The sequence below is a fragment of the Mediterranea sp. An20 genome, from assembly GCF_002160055.1.
Taxonomy (GTDB): domain Bacteria; phylum Bacteroidota; class Bacteroidia; order Bacteroidales; family Bacteroidaceae; genus Bacteroides; species Bacteroides avicola.
Window position 1 is genome coordinate 55658 of sequence record NZ_NFJV01000006.1, and the last position, 21035, is coordinate 76692.

General features: G+C 45.1%; 15 protein-coding genes. 8 read left to right on the forward strand and 7 right to left on the reverse strand.

All coding sequences use genetic code 11. From position 1 onward, the window contains the following. Positions 1-798: 798 nt before the first annotated feature. The 8 genes from B5F34_RS05145 (at position 799) to B5F34_RS05180 (ending at position 7066) form a co-directional block, all read left to right on the forward strand. Positions 799-1356, forward strand: a complete 558-nt coding sequence (locus B5F34_RS05145; protein WP_140392958.1) for a hypothetical protein — start codon at positions 799-801, stop codon at positions 1354-1356. A 13-nt stretch (positions 1357-1369) separates the two neighbouring features. Next, complete coding sequence (locus B5F34_RS05150; RefSeq protein WP_087335902.1) at positions 1370-1816, forward strand: hypothetical protein; 447 nt, start codon at positions 1370-1372, stop codon at positions 1814-1816. A 131-nt stretch (positions 1817-1947) separates the two neighbouring features. Next, complete coding sequence (locus B5F34_RS05155; protein WP_239448812.1) at positions 1948-2529, forward strand: hypothetical protein; 582 nt, start codon at positions 1948-1950, stop codon at positions 2527-2529. 56 nt (positions 2530-2585) lie between these two features. Continuing rightward, on the forward strand, positions 2586-3911 hold the full coding sequence (locus tag B5F34_RS05160; protein ID WP_140392959.1) for a hypothetical protein: 1326 nt from the start codon (positions 2586-2588) through the stop codon (positions 3909-3911). 31 nt (positions 3912-3942) lie between these two features. After that, a complete protein-coding gene (locus B5F34_RS05165; protein ID WP_204245585.1) occupies positions 3943-4692 on the forward strand; it encodes a hypothetical protein in 750 nt (249 codons plus the stop codon). Between the two features lie 14 nt (positions 4693-4706). After that, positions 4707-5774 carry a hypothetical protein gene (locus tag B5F34_RS05170; RefSeq protein WP_087335777.1) on the forward strand — a complete coding sequence of 356 codons (1068 nt, stop codon included), beginning with the start codon at positions 4707-4709 and terminating at the stop codon, positions 5772-5774. Positions 5775-5782: 8 nt separating this feature from the next. Continuing rightward, a complete protein-coding gene (locus tag B5F34_RS05175; protein ID WP_087335779.1) occupies positions 5783-6838 on the forward strand; it encodes a DUF1848 domain-containing protein in 1056 nt (351 codons plus the stop codon). Positions 6839-6844: 6 nt separating this feature from the next. After that, a complete protein-coding gene (locus B5F34_RS05180; protein WP_162609290.1) occupies positions 6845-7066 on the forward strand; it encodes an ADP-ribosylglycohydrolase family protein in 222 nt (73 codons plus the stop codon). A gap of 126 nt (positions 7067-7192) precedes the next feature. Here B5F34_RS05180 and B5F34_RS05185 read toward each other — a convergent pair whose 3' ends face one another. The 7 genes from B5F34_RS05185 to B5F34_RS05215 all read right to left on the reverse strand — a co-directional run bounded on the left by B5F34_RS05185 (position 7193) and on the right by B5F34_RS05215 (position 20980). Then, complete coding sequence (locus tag B5F34_RS05185) at positions 7193-10576, reverse strand: efflux RND transporter permease subunit (protein ID WP_087335783.1); 3384 nt, start codon at positions 10574-10576, stop codon at positions 7193-7195. Between the two features lie 21 nt (positions 10577-10597). Next, the gene (locus B5F34_RS05190) at positions 10598-12076 is read right to left on the reverse strand and encodes a TolC family protein (protein ID WP_087335904.1); all 1479 of its coding nucleotides are present in this window, start codon (positions 12074-12076) and stop codon (positions 10598-10600) included. 94 nt (positions 12077-12170) lie between these two features. Then, a complete protein-coding gene (locus tag B5F34_RS05195; RefSeq protein ID WP_087335785.1) occupies positions 12171-15287 on the reverse strand; it encodes an efflux RND transporter permease subunit in 3117 nt (1038 codons plus the stop codon). Between the two features lie 63 nt (positions 15288-15350). Next, a complete protein-coding gene (locus B5F34_RS05200) occupies positions 15351-16448 on the reverse strand; it encodes an efflux RND transporter periplasmic adaptor subunit (RefSeq protein ID WP_087335906.1) in 1098 nt (365 codons plus the stop codon). Positions 16449-16892: 444 nt separating this feature from the next. Further along, positions 16893-18485 (reverse strand): O-antigen ligase family protein, encoded by a 1593-nt coding sequence (locus tag B5F34_RS05205; protein WP_087335787.1) that lies wholly within the window; start codon positions 18483-18485, stop codon positions 16893-16895. Positions 18486-18528: 43 nt separating this feature from the next. Further along, the gene (locus B5F34_RS05210) at positions 18529-19767 is read right to left on the reverse strand and encodes a 6-bladed beta-propeller (RefSeq protein ID WP_162609291.1); all 1239 of its coding nucleotides are present in this window, start codon (positions 19765-19767) and stop codon (positions 18529-18531) included. A gap of 40 nt (positions 19768-19807) precedes the next feature. Next, positions 19808-20980 carry a 6-bladed beta-propeller gene (locus B5F34_RS05215; RefSeq protein WP_087335791.1) on the reverse strand — a complete coding sequence of 391 codons (1173 nt, stop codon included), beginning with the start codon at positions 20978-20980 and terminating at the stop codon, positions 19808-19810. Positions 20981-21035 lie beyond the last annotated feature (55 nt).

Sequence of the window (21035 nt, forward strand, 5' to 3'; positions counted from 1 at the left end):
TTCACCGCTTTCTCCGTACGTCAACAGGCATAGCCTTAATAAGTTTCACGGAATACCTTTGAAGCGGACAGCTTATATATTGTAAGTAGGATGCTTACCGCTTGGAAGTTGGCTTCCTCCAAGTTGGGGCCTTTTCGAAGGTTGTGAAAGATGCGTGAAGGAAGTATCTTTCACAACAAATTGCTGGTAAATAAGTCCTTGCAGCAGCGTGAAGGCGTGAAGGCTTTTTGAGAGAAAACTTATTCTTTGTGAAGGAAAGAGTGGATTCAGGGCAGATTGGCGAGGCGAAAATTTGAAAGCCGGTAAACCTACAGATGGGACTGCTCAAATGGCATATTACGATTCTCAAATAGAGGTTTAGGATTCTCAAATGGAGGTTTAGGATTCTCAAATAGAGGTTTAGGATTCTCAAATAGAGGTTTAGGATTCTCAAATGGATCCACCCTGCAAAAATATTGGAATTTTGATGCGTTTGCCCTGATTAATTTTGGATGTTTAGGGATAAAAGCATATATTTGCAAGCGAAGTGCAAAGCGTTGCCTTCGAACCTTTTTTGTGAGATAAAAAATTGTAAGAAGCGTTGTGCTTCATTCTTGTTCTTGAGAACCTAGGAAATTGTCGAGATACACAAGAGTGGCACAGTCGGTTCCTACGCTGGTTTCCAGCGTGGGTCTGCTGTCTATTCCATTAGTGTATCGGGTTTTCCTAGGACCTTCAAGAACGATGAATAGCACGCAGTCCTGCGCTTTTTTTATGTTTAAAATTCTTTGGGGACTGGAGGAATAATATTGTGGAAAAATGAGATTTCGTTGTTTTTTGTTGTTGGCGATATTGGCGATATTGCCGATTTTTGTGAATGCGCAGGCGAATCGTTTTGATCAGCCTGCTGAAATGCCTGTTATTAATACCTATGTACCAATTCCTTCAGAAATGTTTATGCTAATGAAAGCAATGGCATCAAATCCTGAAGTAAGAGAAAGATTGAAACAGCAGAAACTTTTAGAAGAGCGGCAAAGGCTTTTGAAAGAACAGGAACTTGCGGAAGAACGAAAGAAAATTTTTGAAAGAATGGCTGATAAACAAGATTTTGAACGATATATTCAATTGGGAATGGAATGTTTGAAGAAAAAACAAATTACTAAATTCCTAGATTATGCACACGCGGCATTACATTGTGGTCATTATGATGCTACATTATATTATAATTTAGGCATTGCTTATATGTTATTAAAGAAAAAGCGTATAGGGAAGAGATGGTTAAAGAATGCAGCTGAATATGGATTGAGGAAAGCTAATGAAGCATTGTATGCAATTAAACAGAAACATGCTTTATCTTATGATTGGTTTATATATTAATTCCCTTTATTTTATGAAAGCATTTATAACTATTTGTCTGTTGCTCGTTTCTGTTTGTTTAAGCGGGCAGAATTATACTCAAAAGTATAATAAACTTTTGGAACGAATAGAGTTTTTTGATTCTTATGGTTCTATGGTCGGGTATGCAAAATACAATTCATTATTGGATCGCATTGAATACTATAACGCTTACGGGAATTTGTTGAAAACGGAAAAATATAATGGAACGCTTAACCGTAAGGATGTACAAGACCAATATGGAAACTCTAAAGGATACGAAAGGAAAAATGGAATTTTGAATCGTACTGAGGGCTATGATTCTTATGGGAATCAACAGTATTCTAAAAAGTGGAATGATATGCTTCAACGATATGAAATATATGATTCTTATGGAAATATGATTGGTTATTATAAATGGAATCAATTGTTGGAGCGATGGGAGTTTGTACGGAATAGATAATAATTTGTGAGTTTATTATGAGATTGTTCTTCATCTGTGTATTGTGGGTTATATATCCATTTGTGGCCTTTGCACAAAGTAGTTATAGCTACAGACAAGCCTGTCAAGATTTGGATAGGTTGGATAACGCTATGGTTGATATGATAGCATCCTTTACTCGTTTTCCTTGGAATCATCAAAATACGATTGTGGTATTCAATCAGTTGAAGAAACAGAATAAAGCCTATCAGGCTATTCAGACTATGAGATATGATTCTAAGATGTTGAGAGGGTGGGGGGATTATCAAATTACGGCTTTTTTCAACCGGGTGGATAAAATGCAGGCTGTTGTTGATGTATATGAAGAGTTGTTAAGAACGATTGCAGGATATAATTCGGCAGGAATAGAGGGACCTGAAATGGAAATATTATTAGAACCTTTGCTTTTAGATAGCGGCTGGTATAAAAAGAAATTGGATGTTGCTTGTGAACATGCTTATTTTGTGGAATATGGATTCGGCGATTTCAAAATGATGTTCATTAAAAGCATACTTCCCGCTAACGATTATCGAAATATGAAATATAACAATATTGAGGTGACGTTCACATATGAAGGCTATGCAGGTGGAGGTAGCTGGTATGTAGGAGGAAATAAATATCGGATGATACAGTTTAAGGATGATGAGAACACTCAATATTATCGTGTGGTAAAAGCGAAATCTGAGAAAAAATAGTTGTTAATGTTGCATGCTGTTTTTACGGTAGTCAATGATCTTATATATTTACTATCATGAAGAAGATTCCATTTAATTTTGCTTTATTTTATGTCTCCTTATTATCAGTTATTTCGACTGCCTGTGAGAATCAATCCATTGAAAAAATGAATTTTGAAGAAGATGGTCTGAAAGTTGTGTATAAGGGTAAACAATCAGGTGCTTCTATAGATTATATTATTAGCTATGAAGGGATAATATTACATTCAGAAAATGTCTTTTTAGTGAGTGAGGAGGAAAAAACCTTGCCTTTGCTGAAAAAGCAAGAAGCTTTTGATAAAGTAGATACAATAGCATATACTTGTGCTTATACAGGTGTTTTAGATTTTCATTATATATTGAAGTCTAAGGATGGAATTTTGGCTGATAGTGCTAAGGTATTAGCTATTCCTAATTTGTTCAGTAAGAATGATTCAAATTCAAAGTTTGCACAGCTTCTAACAAATGGATATGGAACGATTAAGCATGGGGATTATTTTCAATATTTCCCACGAGCTAAGTCTTTTTTAGTTCGCAATAAGATTAGGAAAGACGATGATTTCATAGAACGAATGGCTTATATAATGTATATAATTTTAAATAATGGCCATGAAAATCTTTATGAGTTGAGTGAAGTTAGAAAAGTAAAAGAGATGCCTAATGAGCCTATTGTAGTTCATACAAATATGGATTATGACTATTTTTATTTATTGGCAGTGGATAAAGAAAATAACTTGAAGACTTTTGCTGAATCAGAAATTGTGAATGGTTTTAAACAAGGTAAAAGAAATCAAGCTGTTGGTGATAAATATCTTACTCTTGTTCCTATATTGCATAATCCTTATGCTTCTGGAGAGATTTCTTTGTTCCTGTTAGGGATAAATGAAAACTGGGATTATGATTATTATCCAGTAGGAGGAATCGTTATTGATAATGTAGCGCCTATATTATTGTGGGAAAATCCTGCTCTGCAATTATTTTCTGTTAATGCATATCCAGTACATGGTGCCCTTGAAAAGTTTAAAGACTATTATGTCAAATTTCCAGTGAGTTTATATCAATCTCAAATTAAAAATGTAACATGGGGGAACTTTGAGGGGAATAATTATTGGGGGTATCCAATAGTGTTTACTGTTAATATAGCAGAGATCGGAGATTTGAGTTCTGTGATTTTGCAAGGGAATCGGTATAGAATAGATTTGTCAGAGGCATTTCGTAAAAATGCTTTTGTTTTTGAGCATCGTTTGCCACGGTTAAATGTGGGCGATAATTATATAACAATTCAGTTTGAAGATAGAATGGGAAATGTTTCTTCTGGAGAAATTAATATAAGAACCGAGTCTATTCGCAATGAAGAAATGTAAACTAAAAATACATTTAGCAAAAGCACAAGAGATGAAAAGAATTGATAATATGAAGTTTATAAAGATGGAGGAACTTGCTTGTATTATGTTGTTTCTATTATGTAGCAATGGAGGACAGGCGAAAGTATTTGAGAAAAGTAGGATAGATGTTTGTTGTTTCAATAATACGTTTGAAGATGACGTAAGAAGCAATACAAGAGAATATTCAGTTAAAGAGTGGATAAATTATGAGCTTGCTAATGCTTTTACTTTAAGTGTCCCTAATACAGTAGAGCTTAGAAATAAGAATGATTTATATTCGCAGGAGGTAAGGGATATTAGATGGCATGGTTATAGAATCAACTTGGATAATATTGTATTTCAACAAAAAGGGCTTGCTATGAATTCGCCTGAAGCATTTGAAACGTATTGTAGGATTTTGGTGAATTATGAAAAAGGAAATACAGGAGATTTTTATAAGGCAACAGAATATGAAGAATTTGGGGCAGAAGGAATTTTTTATTTACAGAAGTCTGTAAAGCAAGGTAATGAAGCTGCAGGAAATAAGATTATAGGAGAACCAGGGGTTTGTTGGATAAAGATTGGTAATATCTATGCACTGGAAATTGAATATGTGAGGAGTGGGACAGAAGATAATCCTGTTCAAGTATATACATATTCTTTTTTCAATAATGATGAAACTGTCACCTTAACATTGTCTTATTGGGTGGAGGATAGAGAGAAATGGGAAAAGGATTTTCAGAACCTTGTTCGTACATTCGCTTGGAATAAATTGAAATGAAAAATGAGTGACTGATGATGGATAATACGATTTTATTATACAACAATGCTTTGAATCTGAATTTGAAGCAGGCAATGAATGACACCAATGACGTGCTTTATAATATGCAAAGCTTAAAGCAGTTTCAATGGAATATAAATCAGATTCAGAAGATGAAAGATGGAGCACAAATGCAGGTTAATATGGCGGCATTGGCTTTATGGAGGAATTTTGTATTAGGTGAAGGTAGCATTGGAATAACATTATTTCGGAATATTGTTAGGAAATATTATAGTCTAAAAGATAGTGATATAATTAAATATGAAACTTTTCGCGAATGGATTAATAATAAAAAGCAATGGTTTTATATTACTAACTTGAATGTTATAAAGCGAAAAGGAGAATGTTTCTCAATAGAGGGTGTAAGTGTGCCATATTGTATTGATTATGATTCTAGGCGCATAAGAAATGTTAAGGATATACCAGAGTTAAAAGATGTTTTTTACGATGCAATGGCATTTAACGATATATCATATTTTGAAAGATGCTCTGCTTATGTTTATCAATATTCCTGCTATATTGATTTCTTAAAAGAAGCTGATCGTCCTAATTTCATTTATGTAGTACAAAATGAATTCACGACCTGGAGTTGGAATTTAGTGAATTTATTGAATGGGCGGCAAATAAATAAGTTGTTGCAAAATGATGGTTTCTTTGCACAAATGGGAATCAACAACATTAGAGAGACGTTGAATCACCTGCAAGAAATAGTCGGCACATCTTTTGAAATAACAGAGGAAATGAGAAATGAAGTGATAACGAGATTGGAACGGAAAGGCATCTCTTTGTATTCGTACCTTCCTATGACAAAAGATTTCATTTTTCAACACCAAAATGAATTGGATTGGAAAGTTATCCAAAAAAATCCGCGTATTCAATGGGATTGGGAACTGATTAATTTGTATCTTCGTAAAGTGAAAGAAACCGTCAGTGAGGATAGGAGAAACGAATACTTGTTGGGCTCAAAGGCTATGTATGAGGCAGTTGAGGGTTATCTGAATGACGAGATTTTAAGCGACATAGAAAAATTGTACGATATCTGACAGTATATGTGATAAGCAATAAACTGCAAATATGGACAGATAGAAACGAGTGTGTAGAAGCCACCGCTCCCGTCATCATCTCTGCCAGTCGTTCTACGGACATCCCGGCCTTTTACGCCAAATGGTTCTTCAACCGGCTGGAGAAAGGCTATTGCGTCTGGTACAATCCTTTTAATCGGCAGCAGAAGATGTATGTATCGTTTGCCCGATGCAAAGTCATTGTCTTTTGGACAAAGAATCCGAAGCCGATACTTCCTTATCTGCGTGAGTTGGACGAGCGGGGCATTCATTATTATTTCCAAGTGACGCTGAACGACTATGTACAGGAGGGCTTTGAACCAAATGTGCCTGGTGTGGAGGAAAGGATAGAGACATTCCGTGCGCTGTCGGAGAGGATAGGGCATGAGCGGGTGATTTGGCGGTTTGACCCGTTGATGCTGGCGCCCGGCATGACACCGCGCACCTTGCTTAGCCGCATCTGGAAGATTGGCAACCGGTTGAAGGGCTGCACGGACAAACTGGTGTTCAGCTTTGTGGATGTAAGAGCCTACCGCAAAGTGCAAAGCAATCTGGTGAAGGAAACCGGGGTGTTTACGAAAGAAGATGTGGAATCGGCAGAGATGGATGCAGTGCAGAGGGTGGAAATCGTAGATGGTTTGGCGAAGATGCGGGATATCTGGGCTTCGGAAGGATGGAATATCCGTCTGGCTACTTGCGCGGAAGAAATAGACCTTGACAGATATGATATAGAGCACAACCGTTGCATAGACGGTGAACTGATGGAGCGTATTTGGAGCGATGACCGGGAGCTGGTGTACTACCTGCATACGGGCAAGCTGCCCGAACCGGATTTGTTTGGTGGGATTCCGGATATACCGATTGAAAGGAAGAACCTGAAGGACAAAGGGCAACGCAAGGCCTGCGGTTGCATGGTGAGCAAAGACATCGGTATGTATGATACTTGTCGGCATTTTTGTGTGTATTGCTATGCTAACACAAGCAGGGAGTGTGTGAAGAAGAATGCTGCAAGACATTCGGATGAAAGTGAAAGTTTAATAGATTGATGTATTTTGGATAAGAACCTATTTAAAAATTGCTTTAAGAACCGTTTGAAAGGTGTGCTCTTCGGCCAAGTTGTTGGGGATGCTTTGGGTCTGGGTACAGAATTTATGTCCCGTAAAGATTTGTCTGAAGAAACAGGTGACGGGGATAGAAGTAAAGGAAGAGAAGGTACTGCTGAAGTATCATTGTGGAATTCGGTATTAAAGACGGTTGGGAGAGTGAAGGCTTGATAGATTAATGTATCATTCTGTCTTCTTCCTTTGCTTTTTCCGTTGTCGGAAGAGTACAAGGTTGGGATGACAGAATGATACCGTATTCCTGATATATATCCTTCTTAGTTGGCTGACAAACTTCTGTTAACGGGGCGTAGTGGAGGATTTTCTTATCCGGGCGAATTTGGGAAGCAGACGTTTCCTTTTCTGCTTTTTCTTTTCTCCTACGTCCTTGCGTCTCAGCACTAACAAAGGCAGGAAGAAGAAGATACCCACTACCGACATGAGCAGTCCTCCGATGGTACCTGCGGCCAATGGGAACCAGAAAGCTTCTTTGTCTGTGCCCATCATGAAGGGAATAAAGCCCAAGATGGTAGATACTACCGTCAGGAAGATAGGCACTACCTTTCCATTCCAAGCTTTGGTGTAGGCATGGAGAGGAGTGAGTTTCGGGAAACGGCGGCGCAGACTGTTGTATTCGTTCATGATGTATATGCTGGCGTTTACAGTGATTCCACATAACAGAACGAACGAAGCAAAGCCTCCCTGATCGAAATTAAGCCGGAAAAGGTAGAACGTGAGGAACACTCCGATATAGGAAACCGGTATGACGGAAATAATGGCCAGCGGCTGTTTCAGTGAGTTGAACAGTATGCCGGTGATAAGAAAGATGATGGCAATGACCAGTAGCAACAACAGGTATTGCTTGCTGTTGTCTTTGCCCCAATACCAATAACTCCTTTCCGACTTGGCGGTGTAGCCCATAGGCAACAGTTTGTTGAACTCTTCCAGGTCTTTTTCCAGCAGGCGGCGTCCCATTTCGCCCGAACCGATGTATTCATACTGCAGGCAGAGGCGGTATTGTTGGTCTTCTTTGGCTATCTGCTGGGGCATCTGTCCCTTTTCTACCTCAGCCAAGTCGGACAACTTGTAATGTTTGTCATTGTCTGTGCCATAGGGATAGAATTGCATGGCCCAGATGTCGTATTCGTTGGACTGGCGCGAGGATAGTTTGATGTTTTCTGTCCCGTCTTTTGTTACTACTGTACCTATATTTATATCACGTCCGAAAATGGGCTGGACAGCAGCAAAAAGGGGAGTGGCACTAATGTCCTCTTGTGCCATACGTTGTTTGTTCAGGTTGAAATAATATTCCTGATAATCGTCTTTCCAATACGAGAATTCTGAGTTGATAAGAACCTCTTTAATACGGCGGTGGGTTAAGAGCTTGGATTTCAACCGTTCGGCCCATTCATACAGTTCGTCGTAGTTGTAGCCGAACATGACCACACGGTAAGAACCGGCACTTTCGCGTACATCGTTGCTGAACCCTTGGTCTTGCAAGCCGTAAACCCCCCAGCTGCCTCCACCTAACTGCAGAGCCTTGCTGATGATGTTGGCCTTCAAGGTATAGGGGAAACTGGTGTGTTGGTATTCTTTCTTGAAGTACACATTTATGCCGCCTCGGCGGGCGTTGTAGACTGATGTATGGAACTGACGTATTTCTTTGAATTGGCTTAAATAAGTCTCCATGCGTTTCATCAGTGTGTTCATTTGCTCCAGCGTACTGCCATTGGGTAAGGTGGCAGTGGCAATCAGCACCACTTCTTCGTTGCGGGTGAAATAGCTGCCGTTGTACACTTTTTCCACAAAGAGGCGGAGTGTTCCTCCTAAGGCTTTGTCTATGATGGGCTTGATGTTTTCTTTGTAAGTTGAGGTTCCCACAGTCTTGTTGTAAAGTTCTGCCCACCGGCTGTCGTCTTCTATTTTCTCCGGCAGCAGGAAGACCGGCAGTCCGAAGGCCAGTATCAGCACTACCCATACCGCCCAGCGGCGACGGCGCAACAAACATATCAGCCGTTCATAGAAACGGGTGAAATATACGGTGGGACGTTTGCCTGATAGGTAACGTGAACGGAACTGTTGCCAACGGGCATGCCGATAATTTTCCTTATCAGAGCCGAGGCTTTTTCTTTTGTGTCGGCGCAGCACCTTCCAGATACCTTTCAGGGAGAAGGGACGGCTTTTTACCAATCCTAATTTTTCGATAAGAGAGGGTACGAAAAATAGCGAAACAAACAGTGATACTCCCAAGTTGATGATAACCACGGCAGCAAAATCCTGCAGGTTCAGTCTGATTTCTTCTTTCAGGAAGAAGATAATGACCAATGCTCCCATTGTGGTAAGCGTGGCGGCAAGCACAGAAAGATAGGCTTTGAGATTGTGGCGGTGCAGAATATGGTCAGTCATTACGATGGTGGCATCGATGACCAGATTGAGTGACACCGTGATACCTGCCAGCGAGTAAAGCTGCATTTCAAGTCCGAAAAGGTAGTAAAAGATACCTGCCACACAGATATTCACCGCAAGGCTGACAACAATAAGAAACAGATAACGCAAACGTCGTGTGATGAGCCAAACAAATGCCAGCAGAATGAGTACGGTGAGTCCTGTACGATAATATATTTTATCAAGTTCTTCGCTGATATACTCCGTCGCATCGTAGCTGATGTGGATTTCATAGCCTACCGGCAGTATTGATTTCATGGCTTCCATTTCATCCATTACGGTTGTAGCCAGGCGCAATTGGTTGGCAGTTTCCTCGGCTGTAACAGACAGGTAAATTGAATTCAACCCGTTTATGCGGTAATAGCTTTGTGGAGCGGCTTCTATATGGGTTACCTTGACCAGTTCGTCCAGCCGGAGAATCTTACCATCAGCAGTGGTGACAGGAATAGTGGCCGCATCAAAGTGAGAGGCACTGCCTTCGGGCACCAGGGCAAGGCGAATCCATTGTCTGCCACCTTTCCCGTCGCTGACATCGTTGGTTCCTAAAAATTCCCGTCGGTAATGATTCTCTACAGCTTGGGTAATGTCCTGGATGGTGACCCCTAAACGACGTAATTGTTCGCTGTCGTATTCCAGTTGCCATTCCATAGGAGTAGCACCGTTAATCTCTACTTTATAGACTCCATCTAAGCGGGCTAAACGGGGCTTGATATGTTCTTCGGCATATTGCTGGATAAGGATAGGTGTAGAAGGTGCATTGAGAGTAAAAGAAAGGAAAGGCCGTTGCGCGTCTCTTTCGGGCACTTTCATTTGAATAACCGGATAAGACACACCATCGGGCAGCTCAGACCATGTCTGGCGTATGATGGTGGAAGCTTCGAAACGTACGGCATCCACGTCAGTATGTTTGTCCAGGTCGATGGTAATGCTCCCATAACCGTTGCCCGATGTAGAACTCATCTTCTCTACCCCCCGGATGCGGGCCAGCATGGCTTCCAGTCGGCTGGTTACCTCCATCTCAATCACGCGTGATGAGGCATTAGGCATCGAATAGCTCACAGTGAATCCCGGTAAACTGCGCGAAGGATTCAGTTTGACAGGCAGCATGGGAATCAGTGCCAGTCCGACTAAAGCCAGGCAGATAAAGGATACGATGAGTGTGAACGACGACAGCCCGCCTACTACTACACGCTGATGGTCGGTCTGGATGGCAGATGGATGAGGACGTTTTTGGGTCATAATAAGTCTACATTCCTTTGTTTACATATCACTCACATTCCAATCGAACTTATCAGACAGCGAGAATCCGCTGGCAAAATCGAATAAAGTCAGACGACGTATCTTGTAATAGTTCAGCCAGTAACTCTGTAGGGCAGAGATGTAATTGCGTTGCGCCTCTTGTTGCCGGTTGAGTGAAAGGGTCAGGCTGTTGATGTCGGCCTGCCCTATGATGTATCGCTGGCGTGTCTCTTCGTAGGCCATGTCGGCCAGGTCGAGTGCGCGCGAAGCACTTTGCACCAGGCTTTGCTGGATATTAAAGTCGTTTACTGTCATGATGACTTCTTCTTCTATGCTGATTTCGCTTTGTCTGGAAGAGATTTTGACTACGTTCAGATTGTTGCGTGCCATATTATACTTTCCTTTGCGCACTCCCCAGTCTACGAGTGGAATGCTGACAGAAACGGATACCATGTCCTGCTGCTGAGGATGACGGTAGGCCCCGCCCAAATCTTCGGCCACCTGGTTGAAACCTATACTGGCATTGATACTGGCATTGAAGCGCGATTCTTTCTTAGTCCGGTCCACTTCTTGCTCAGCTTCCAGAATATCCTGGCGCACTTGTAGGAAGTCCGGGTTGTTTTCGCGTGCCATGGTTAGGGCTTTATCTACTGGAATATTGAAGTTTTGTGGCGGACCGGGCAGGACGAGACGGATTTGTGTGTCTTTGGGCAAATCGAGGAATGATGCCAAAGTAAACATGGCGCGTTTCAGACTGCTGGCGGCTGTCTGAAGGGTATTGCCTGCATTGACGTGGTCCAGTTCCAATGTCAGCAAGTCGGCACGGCTGATGCCTGCAATTTTAAAGCGTTCTTGTCCGATGCGGTAAAGGGTGTCAGTGCTGGCTGCATTGTCCCGTGCCAAGTCGTATTCGGCTTGCGCCATGGCCAGTTCGAAGAAGTATGTAGTGGCTTGTTCGGCTACCTGTTCTGTGTTGTAAAGATATTGTTTCTTTACTTTTTCATATTTCAGAGGCTCAATTTTACGTTCCCAGCGGAAGGCGTTGTAGCCAATCAGTTCTTGCGTATAACCTATCTGAAAAGGTACGCTGGTGTACTGTGTGTATTTGTTGGAACCAAAGTTACGCATATATCCCAACGATGTATTGGCATAGAATGTACCGCCTGTCAGGTCTAAATTCTGTTGGATGGACAAGCTGCCATACGCGTAGAATGATTGCTGTGAGCGGTAGACATCAATGTCTGCTTCTGAGTCGTATCGGCGTGTAATATCGCGATAATATTGTGCGGGCGTCAGGTCCAGTGTCAGGCTGGGCAGGCGGTTGGCACGGTAGCTGCGATATTCCCAATATCCGCTGAGGTACATGTTTTGTGCGCGGAAAGATTCCAGCGAACTGTCGTTTGCCAGGCGGATTGTCTGTTGGAGGTCCAAGGTTAGCTTTTGTTGGGCATGTAGGACCGTTGGCAGAAGCAGAAGTGTAAGTATCAGTATCTTTTTCATTATATTATTTGTCTTTACAAGGTGGATAATGTAGATAGAGGCTTTTTCATTGTTTGACAATATCTTGTATTTAGTAAATATGTCGGTAAGCTTTTCATGATGCATGGTCAGCCTCCTTTCCCAACATAGACAAGCGCTTGGCTTCTCCCTTGCGATAGATATACCAGTAGATGAGTGGTATGATGAAGAGACTGACAGCCGTACCAATGACCATAGCTCCAATCATGCCGATGACAAAGGGATGCTGCAGTTCAGAACCCATATCAAAGGCAAACAATAAAGGAATCATACCGCACATGGAGGTTAGAGCTGTCATGATAATGGGGCGCAGGCGTCGTCTTCCGGCTTCATGGATAGCTTCTATCAAAGGCCATCCTTGCTTTCGCAATTCGTTGATGGCATCCAACTTCAGGATGGAGTCGTTGATAATGACGCCGCAGGTTACAATAAGACCGATGGCTGACATCAGATTCAGGGTATGCCCGCACACCCAAAGCAGCACCAGGGCAAAAGCGATGTCGATAGGTATCTCAAGCAGCACGATGAGCGGCTGCAGAAAACTTTCGAATTGGGCTGCCAGAATGAAGTACATCAGCAAGATGGAGATAAATAGGATTACCACCAGCGAATTAAGCATCTCGCGGTTGGAGAAGAAGCTGCCGCTGAAGGATGTGTCCCAGTGCCCGTCGGAGTCTGCTTCCTGTTTCACATTTTTCATCAGCGTTTCGGGATGTGGCACGTGATAGAAGCTGAAAGGAATGTATTCACCGTTTCTACCGGCTGTGATAGTCTTCAGGTCTTCGGCCGGTGATATGCGGATAAGTTGACTCAGAGGGAGGTATTCTATTTCACCTTGCTCGTCGGGTAGGGTACGGACCAGCGTATTCTGCAGTATTTCATTTACCGTACGATCCTGTCCTACGATACTGATAGGCAGGTATTGTTGATAAGAATGCAGCATTGCCACTTCATTCTCCTTGAAAGCAGTGCGAAGAGTCCGGTAAACTTCATCGTAGCTGACGTTGTAGAGCAGCAGCCGTTCTTGCAGGATGAGAATGTTCAGCTGGTCTTCAAAAGCCAGTCCCACAGGCGCTGTTTCTGCCACATCGGTCAGGCGTTGTTCCAGCGTGCGTAATTCCTCAGGAGAAGGTGTAGCCTGCTTGTTGCGGGCATAAAGTTCGGCCACGATGTCTGCCTCGCCCGTGTTGAACAGCTTTTCAAATACGGTTTCAGGCGGTGAGAAAGACACGACAGCCAAAGGATAACCGGTCTTCAGCAAATTATATATTTTATCCTGCAAAGGAGCGATTTCTTCGGGACTTTCGGTTTTGAAGTACAGTTCGGCTTCCGATGAAGACAGCGGTTGTTCGCGGTTCAGCAGGTAGTCTTGTTGTGCCACATCGGCAGTTTGTTCCACCACGTCGTCTTTCAGTTGTCGCATCAGGTTGTCTATGCGGTTGCGGTTTTCGTCCACATGGATGTTTTCATTCCATTCTACGCGCACCAGCAGTTCGTTTTGGTCTATCTGAGGCATACGCTCTTTGTCGATGAAGTAGAACATGAATACGCACAAAGGTACAGAAATGATGCAGAAAATGATGCTTGTTTTCTTGTGTGCAAATACCCAGTCTACACCGGCATCATAAAAGCGGTCCATCGTGTGCGCTTTCAGCGGGTTGTTGATGCGGATTCGGGAAATCCATGACTTCTTCCGGCGGATGCCTGTGCGGTAAACCAAGTAATAGAGCACGGGCAACAGCATGATGCCGGTGAAGTAGGAGGTGATTTGTCCGACTGTCACCGAGAAAGCTTCGTCGTAAAACAAGGCACCGCCGATACCGCTCATGAAAATCAGGGGGACGAACACGGCGATGGTGGTGAGTGAAGAGCTTATCATGGGGGTAAGCACTTCGTTGGTGCCTGCCACACATGCCCGTCGCAAGGAGTAGCCCCGTTCGCGATATTGCGAGATATTTTCCGTCACAATGATGCTGTTGTCTATCATCATACCCAGTGCCATGATAAGACCGGACAGGGAGATGATATTCATTGACATGTCAAGCAGGTAGAAGAATATGAAGCCTGTCACGAGTGACACTACCATGCTCAGTCCGATGATGAACGGCGATTTCAGGTCACCCAAAAACAGCATGGCCACTATGCAGATAAAGAGAAAACCTTGCGAAAGGTTCTGCTGCAGGTTTGTGATGGTATAGTCCAGAAGTTCTGTTTGATTGCGGCTGATATTGAAGTCGATATCTGGATACATTTGCCGGAAGTAGTCCATCGTTTCGTTTACGGCCTGCTTCAGGTCGTCCATCGTTTCATCCGCTTGCTTGATGACAGCCAAGGCTATGGCTCGTTTGCCGTTGCTCAGCACGACACCCCGTTCTTCGGCGGGTACTACATTGATGTGGCAGAAATCTCCCAGCCGGATAATGCGGTCTTCTTTGCGCAGCAGGATGTTGCGTACATCATCTTCGGTGCGCAGCAGGGTAGAGAACTTGATGTTGTATTCATAATATCCGTCGCGCACGGTCATGCTGCCAGGTTCCACATTGTTCTGTGTCAGTGTATTTTCAATATCTTCCACAGACAGCCCCAGCACGGCCAGTTTATCCGGGTCAGGCACAATCTGTACTTCCCGGTCCAGCAGACCTGTTACGTCCACCATGGCTACTTCGGGCAGCTGCTCGATGCGTCTTTTGATAACGTTCTCGCCAAACTCACATAAATTCAGGAAGGCTTTCTCGTCTGTGGCGGCATAAGCACTGTCGTTTTTCAAGGTCAGGTAGAGGTAGAACACCGGTATGTCTGTCGCACTGGCTTTTACTACCTTGGGACGGTCGGCCTCCTTGGGCAGGTAGTTCATGGCGGCATCAATTTTTTCGTTCACTTCAATGAACGCCAGGTCTGTATTGGTGCCATAGTCGAAATTCAGGCGGATAAGTCCGGCACCGTCGCGTGTTTCGCTGTGCATGTCCTCCAGTTTGGCCACTTGGATGAGCTGCTGGCGCAGAGGCTTTATCATTGTATTCTCCAATTCACGTGCCGACGTGTTTTCTGCTGTCACCTGTACCGTTATTTCCGGGATGGCAATGTCCGGTAACAGCGATACGGGCAATGTGAAATATGTCACCAAGCCTATGATGAAACAGGCAGTGAATGCCATCAGCACGGCAATGGGCCGTTGTATGAGGAAACGAATCATAGATACTGGTTGATGATTAATGATAGATGCTGGGTGAAAAGCGTAAGTAGTAATGTCTCATGCTCAATTCTCGATTACTTTGACTGGTGCTTCATGGGCCAGGTTTACGTTGCCTGTCACAATCACTACGTCACCTTCTTTCAGTCCGTCTGCGGTTTCTACCAGGCTGTAGCTGTCGGAATTTTCCAATCCGGTTTGAACGTAGTGCCACATAGCTTTGCCGTCTTGCAGGGTGAAGACCACCTGTTTGCCCGACCGTAGTACCACGGCACTTTTAGGAATAACCAGTTGCTTGCCCAAAGAACGGTGTACGCTTATCCGGACATTCATGCCGCTGAACAGTTTGCCTTGGCCGTTGACTATAGCCTTGACGCGCACCATCCCTTTGTCGTCTACCAGCGGATTGATTTCGCTGATGCGTCCCGTATAATGCGAGGTAGCATCCGAATAAGGGGTGACTTCCACCCGGTCACCCGCCTTAATCAAAGGCAATTCGTTTTCCAGTACCGTGAAGTCTGCCTCCATGCCTTGTGTACCTACCACCGTGCAGAACGGCTCGGAAGAATCTGGCTCATTGAATGGTTTGCTGAACAAGTTGGCTATTACGCCATCGAACGGAGCTTTCAGAGTGGCGTTTTCTTCTTCGCGTTTGGCCAGTTCATAGTCGGCCACACTGCGGTCGTATCCGCTCTTTACCCGTGCCAGGCGCACGATGTCGGCCGGTGCGTGGGTTGTATCGCCTGCGGCATATCCTTGTCCTATCAGCACATCCTGCATTTGCAGCCGTGCTTCTTCCATGGCGTCGCGTGCCTGTATGGTTTTGCGTGTCAGGCTGTATTTGTCCAGTTCGGCCAGCTTTTGCCCTTTACGTACCAATTGGCCGTTCTTTACATAGACAGCGGCCACTACTCCTTGTGTTTCAAACTTCAGGTTTGCCTGCTGGCCTGCGGTCAGTTTGCCGTTACTTACCAGTTCGTGTTCAAAGTCTTTGCGTTCCAGCACTTGCACGGTCACTTCGTTTTGTTCATCAGGCAGTACGGTGTTTACCCCTTCTTCTTCGCCGACGGTGTCTGTTTTGCTTTCAGAGCAGGCTACGGTCAGCACTGCCAATGCCACACAAAACCATTGGCAGAGTCTTTTCGGATTCTTTCTTATAAACATATCGTGGTGCTTATGTTTTTTCTTCATGGCTGTTTTTTTTCTTTTTGGAAATATGTGACAAAGTAAGGAAATAAAAATGAGAATTGCTATATTGGCTCTGTTAAAAACTTTAAATTGGTAATTCGTTAATATCATTAATTTTAGTTCTCATCATATAGGGGGATAAAGGAGGAGATGGCATATATGTGTTATTTATTGTAAAAGACAGCGCCTCCCCATTCTTTTTGTTGCTTTCAGAATATCAGCCTGTTTGTTCCAAGCGATAAGAAGGATACTGCCGAGCGCTACGGAGCCGCCTTCTTAGCTATAAGGAATTTGCTTCTATCGTATAAGCATTTAGAGGGGGCTGCCTGGCATTGCGGGCTTATCGGTATTCTTACTTATCTTGGGGGGAAAATACAGGGTTATCCGGCACGAAACATAAAACTCATTCTTGCCGTTTGTCTATTCTAAGCGATTCACCTCTTCACGCATTTGCCGGATAGCTGTGGAGTTCACCTTGGGTTCTTTGGTCAGTACGATGTGTTTCATTTCCTTTAGCTTCTCCGGGTTCCGGTATGTTGCGGAGGCATAAAGCTTGGCCAAGAGATAATAAGGATAAATCCGTCCGGGCAACAAATGTACGGCATGCAGGAAATAAGTCTCCGCGCGTGTTCCGTCACCCAAAGCCTGGTAATTCTTTCCCATGATGTTCCATATCATCGGGTCGCAACTGTGCAATGCAGCTTCTTCCAATATCTGGTTGGATTCCGAGTATTTCTCTTGACGGTGCAGTCCGTGCCCGTATTCAAACAGAAACGCTGCCCGGTCTTTCAGCACCGGATACAATTGCCTGTATGCCTTTCCGGCGCTGTCATAGGCACCATTTTGGTATAACAGGCGGGCATTCATCCACTCTTTGCATGCCTTTACGGCTTCCCGGTCTGCTGCAAACTGCCCGATACCGATGCCTCCTGTCAGCACTGCCACCGCTATCCATCCTTTCCGGCTGTTGCCTGTCACGCTTGCCGCCAAGAGGCAGCAGCCCGTCACCACAAACACCGGCAATTGCAACGGATAGGAAGAGAAGGCGAAGATACCCAGCGACAGCAGGGCACCACAGCACCCGTAACGTTTTTTCTTCCGTCCGGCCTGCCAGCATACTGTCACTCCTGCCAGCAACAGCAGGGTCGTTGGTATGCCATATTCCACCGTGGCCTGCAGGTATTCGTTGAACGCATATTCCGGACTGCCCGCCACGCGCTCTTCCCATGCTTCATAGTCTCCTGCCGCAAAGTAGGTTTCCTGCGCCTTGCCGTAGGCCGCGGCAAAATTGCCGGTTCCGTGTCCGGTCCAAGGCTTTTCGCAGATTGCCCGTCCGGTCATCCGCCACATAAAGAGACGGCCCCTGGCAGAATCCGGCTTTAGCCAGAACAGTCCCGCGCCTGCCAGACACACCACGCAGATGGATATTCCCGCCACAGCCAGCACTTTGTTCCGTTTCGTCTGCCACGCCTGCTGCAACCGCTGCCCCCAGCCTGCATGGCAACCATATACCCACAGGCACGACACACCGGCTGCCAGCCATGCCGAGCGGCTCATGGCGGCAGGCAGCACGCACAACATCAGCAGAGCGGCTCCACCTGCTACGTAGCGAACCGGTGTTTTCAGTCTCAGGTATTCGTGCAGGCATACCGGCAGAACCATACCCAAATAGCCGGAGTAGGGGCCGGGGTTGAAGAAACTGCCTGTCAGTGCATATAGGGCATGTCCCGATGCCGAGAAACCATACAGTTGACGCAGGCCCATGACTGCCTGTACCACAGCCCAGCCTATCAATGACCAAGACACGGCAGCAGAGAAGTCCGGACAAGCTGTTTTCCGGAATAGCACGGTTCCTACGACGATGCACATCGCTGCGCACAAGGCAGAGCGGTCGAACCACCACCATTGTCCCACTGTCTCTCCGGCAGGCAAATGGTTGTCAGAGGCACATACCAGGCTCAGCAGCAGTGCTGTTGCCAGTCCACCTATCGCTATGACAATCCATTTCTTCATCCCCGACTTTCAATGTTCAATTCTTTATTTTCTAACAGCAACCCTATTCGTCGTCTTTTATTGTTTTCAGCGCGAACGACACCAATACGGGATTGTCATCTTCCTGCAGTTGCAAGAGGGCGCGTTTCTCTTCTGCCGAAAGCAAAGGGCTGGCCTGCAGACACGAATCATTCGGATTCGGATAATGTAGTGAGACAAAACAATCTCCATATACAGCTGTCGGAAAAGCAATGGGTGGGATTACGTTTTTGTCAAAGTTGGCATTCGAGCCGCCGGTCATCTCGCCGGTACGCTTGTCACGGTAAATCACTGTACGCTGATTCCGATAGTCGTTACGCAGGAAAAACACCTGGTGCGTATTGTTTTCTAAGTATTCACCGACAAAATAGTAATAATCGTTTTGGGTAATTGCATCCATGAACTTGTTGCTGTTTGTATCCAAACAATAGGAATACGGCAGCTTCTTGTCCGAATAGTCCAGCGCATAAGCTGCTTCCAACTCTCCGCGCAAGGGTTTGTATGTGTACACTGTGTCGCAGAATTTGGCCGTCACCTGCACCTCCGACGTTTTATACAGATAGTGATACCCTCCGAAACCTACCAGCCTGGGAGAGGGGAGTGCCGCCTGTTTCAACCGGAAGGTCGTGTCCGTCACCAGCAACGTATAATCCTTTTTCGTACCCAGATGTTCGTTCCCGTATCCGTCCATAGTCTTAAAGGCATAGCCGCCGGGTATGGCGCAGAAATTATAGAAGCCGAACGGCAGTTTCTTCTGGCGCAGGTATTGGCCGTCTGGTGTATAATACATCAGGTACGGATGCTGGTAAGCCAGCAGGTACTGATTTTCGCGGTCAAAATCAATATCATACAGACGATAAAGTTCACCCGGTCCTCCTCCATGCGAGATTCTCCGTACAAATTTGCCATCGGCTGTAAAGATAATGAGACCGCCTCTCTTGAAATCATCATGGATGTAGATATACTTGTCGGTCAACAGGACTTTATAGATATTGGCTACTAAACTGTTGTCGTTCGTTTCCAAAGGGATGAGGCGCATGGAATTCACCAGACTGCCGAAATCAAATTCCCGGTTTCCCAAAAACGGATTCAAATTGACGCGTACTACAGCCGAATCGATTGCCGGTAAGACTTGGGTCGAATCCAAATGCAACGAGGCTATATCCGCTTCCGTGAATCTGACATCTCCGCGGAAAGCACCGCCACAGGCAGATAAACAGCAGCAGCTTGCCGCCCCCACACCTATTTTAGTCAAATAGTTCATGATTCCTTTTGTAAAAACTCTCATTGGTAACTTCATTCAATCAGTTTTTCATTTTAAGAAGCATCAGCACCGGATTGTCGTCTTCCGCAAGGGTTGCAGCGATCTGTTTCAGTTTCTCGCCTACAATATCTCCGTTGCGGTAGGCCTCCACCAAGTTTGCTGGGTTGAGCAGGACCAAAGCATAGCCATAAGGCACGGAAGACAGGTCAATGTATGAAACGTCCTGCGTATCGGTAGCCAGGTCCCGGTTGCGGTAGACCGGCTCACACCACGTCCTACTGTTCCGGTCATACATATACACCGGATTTCTCTCCCTCATCCCGGCCTGCATGTCGCTCATGCGGACAGTCACATTACGCGGTGTCCAACTGAGCCAGACAAAGCGGTCACTCATGCCTCGAAAATACAACAGCGGCGTTTCATCATCCGTTGTCGGAGCATGGCGGGGAACGAGTACAGGTTCGGTCCTTTGGTCGGGATGAAGTCGGAAAACGGTGTCCAGTGCCACAGCAGTCAACCATACCCTGTCTTCACACCCGGACAGCAATGGCATGAAGCCATAGGCCATGTTCATGCTTCCATCGTCCCACAGCACTTTCCGGTTGCTTGCCAGGAAGCGGGGAACTGTCACGGTCAGTGTATCTGCTTTGCCGTCTTCCTTGGAGAGTCTGAAATAAGGGCGATAAGGCTGCGTAGCATCTTTCTGTTCGCGGGCGCAAAGTAAGTGGCGGGAGTCCAAGTCGTGCAAAATCAGTGCCGTCATGTCCGCATCGCGCAGCAGCGTACGTCGGTAAGTTCCGTCAAAGCCATAAACTTTCAGAGAGGTAAAGTCGGCAATGAACACTTCGCGCCGCTGCCAGTCCATTATGCAAGATACGATTGAAGTGTACTCCTCCGGCCCTTGTCCGCAGCGGTTGATGTATCCCTGCAACTGCTGTCCCGTACGATCGAACAGGTAAATGTCTTTGAATTGGCTGCCCTTCACCGCAATGCCTTCATCGGACACGGATTCGGGAAGCATGTCTCCAAGCAATACCGAGTCGGAAGTCATCAGCGGAACATATTCCACTTCAGCAATGTCTTGTAAACAGATTTCACGTTTCGGAAAGCTGGTGTCATCATCGACCGTCAGCACAGACGTTTCCGGTTGCCTGCTTTCTCCGCAGGACATGCAAAACACAGCTGGCAATAGCCAGCAAACCAGTCGTTTCATATAAGTTTTTTTGTAGAATGCGGCATGGTGCGCCGCATCCCCGTTACACTTCGCA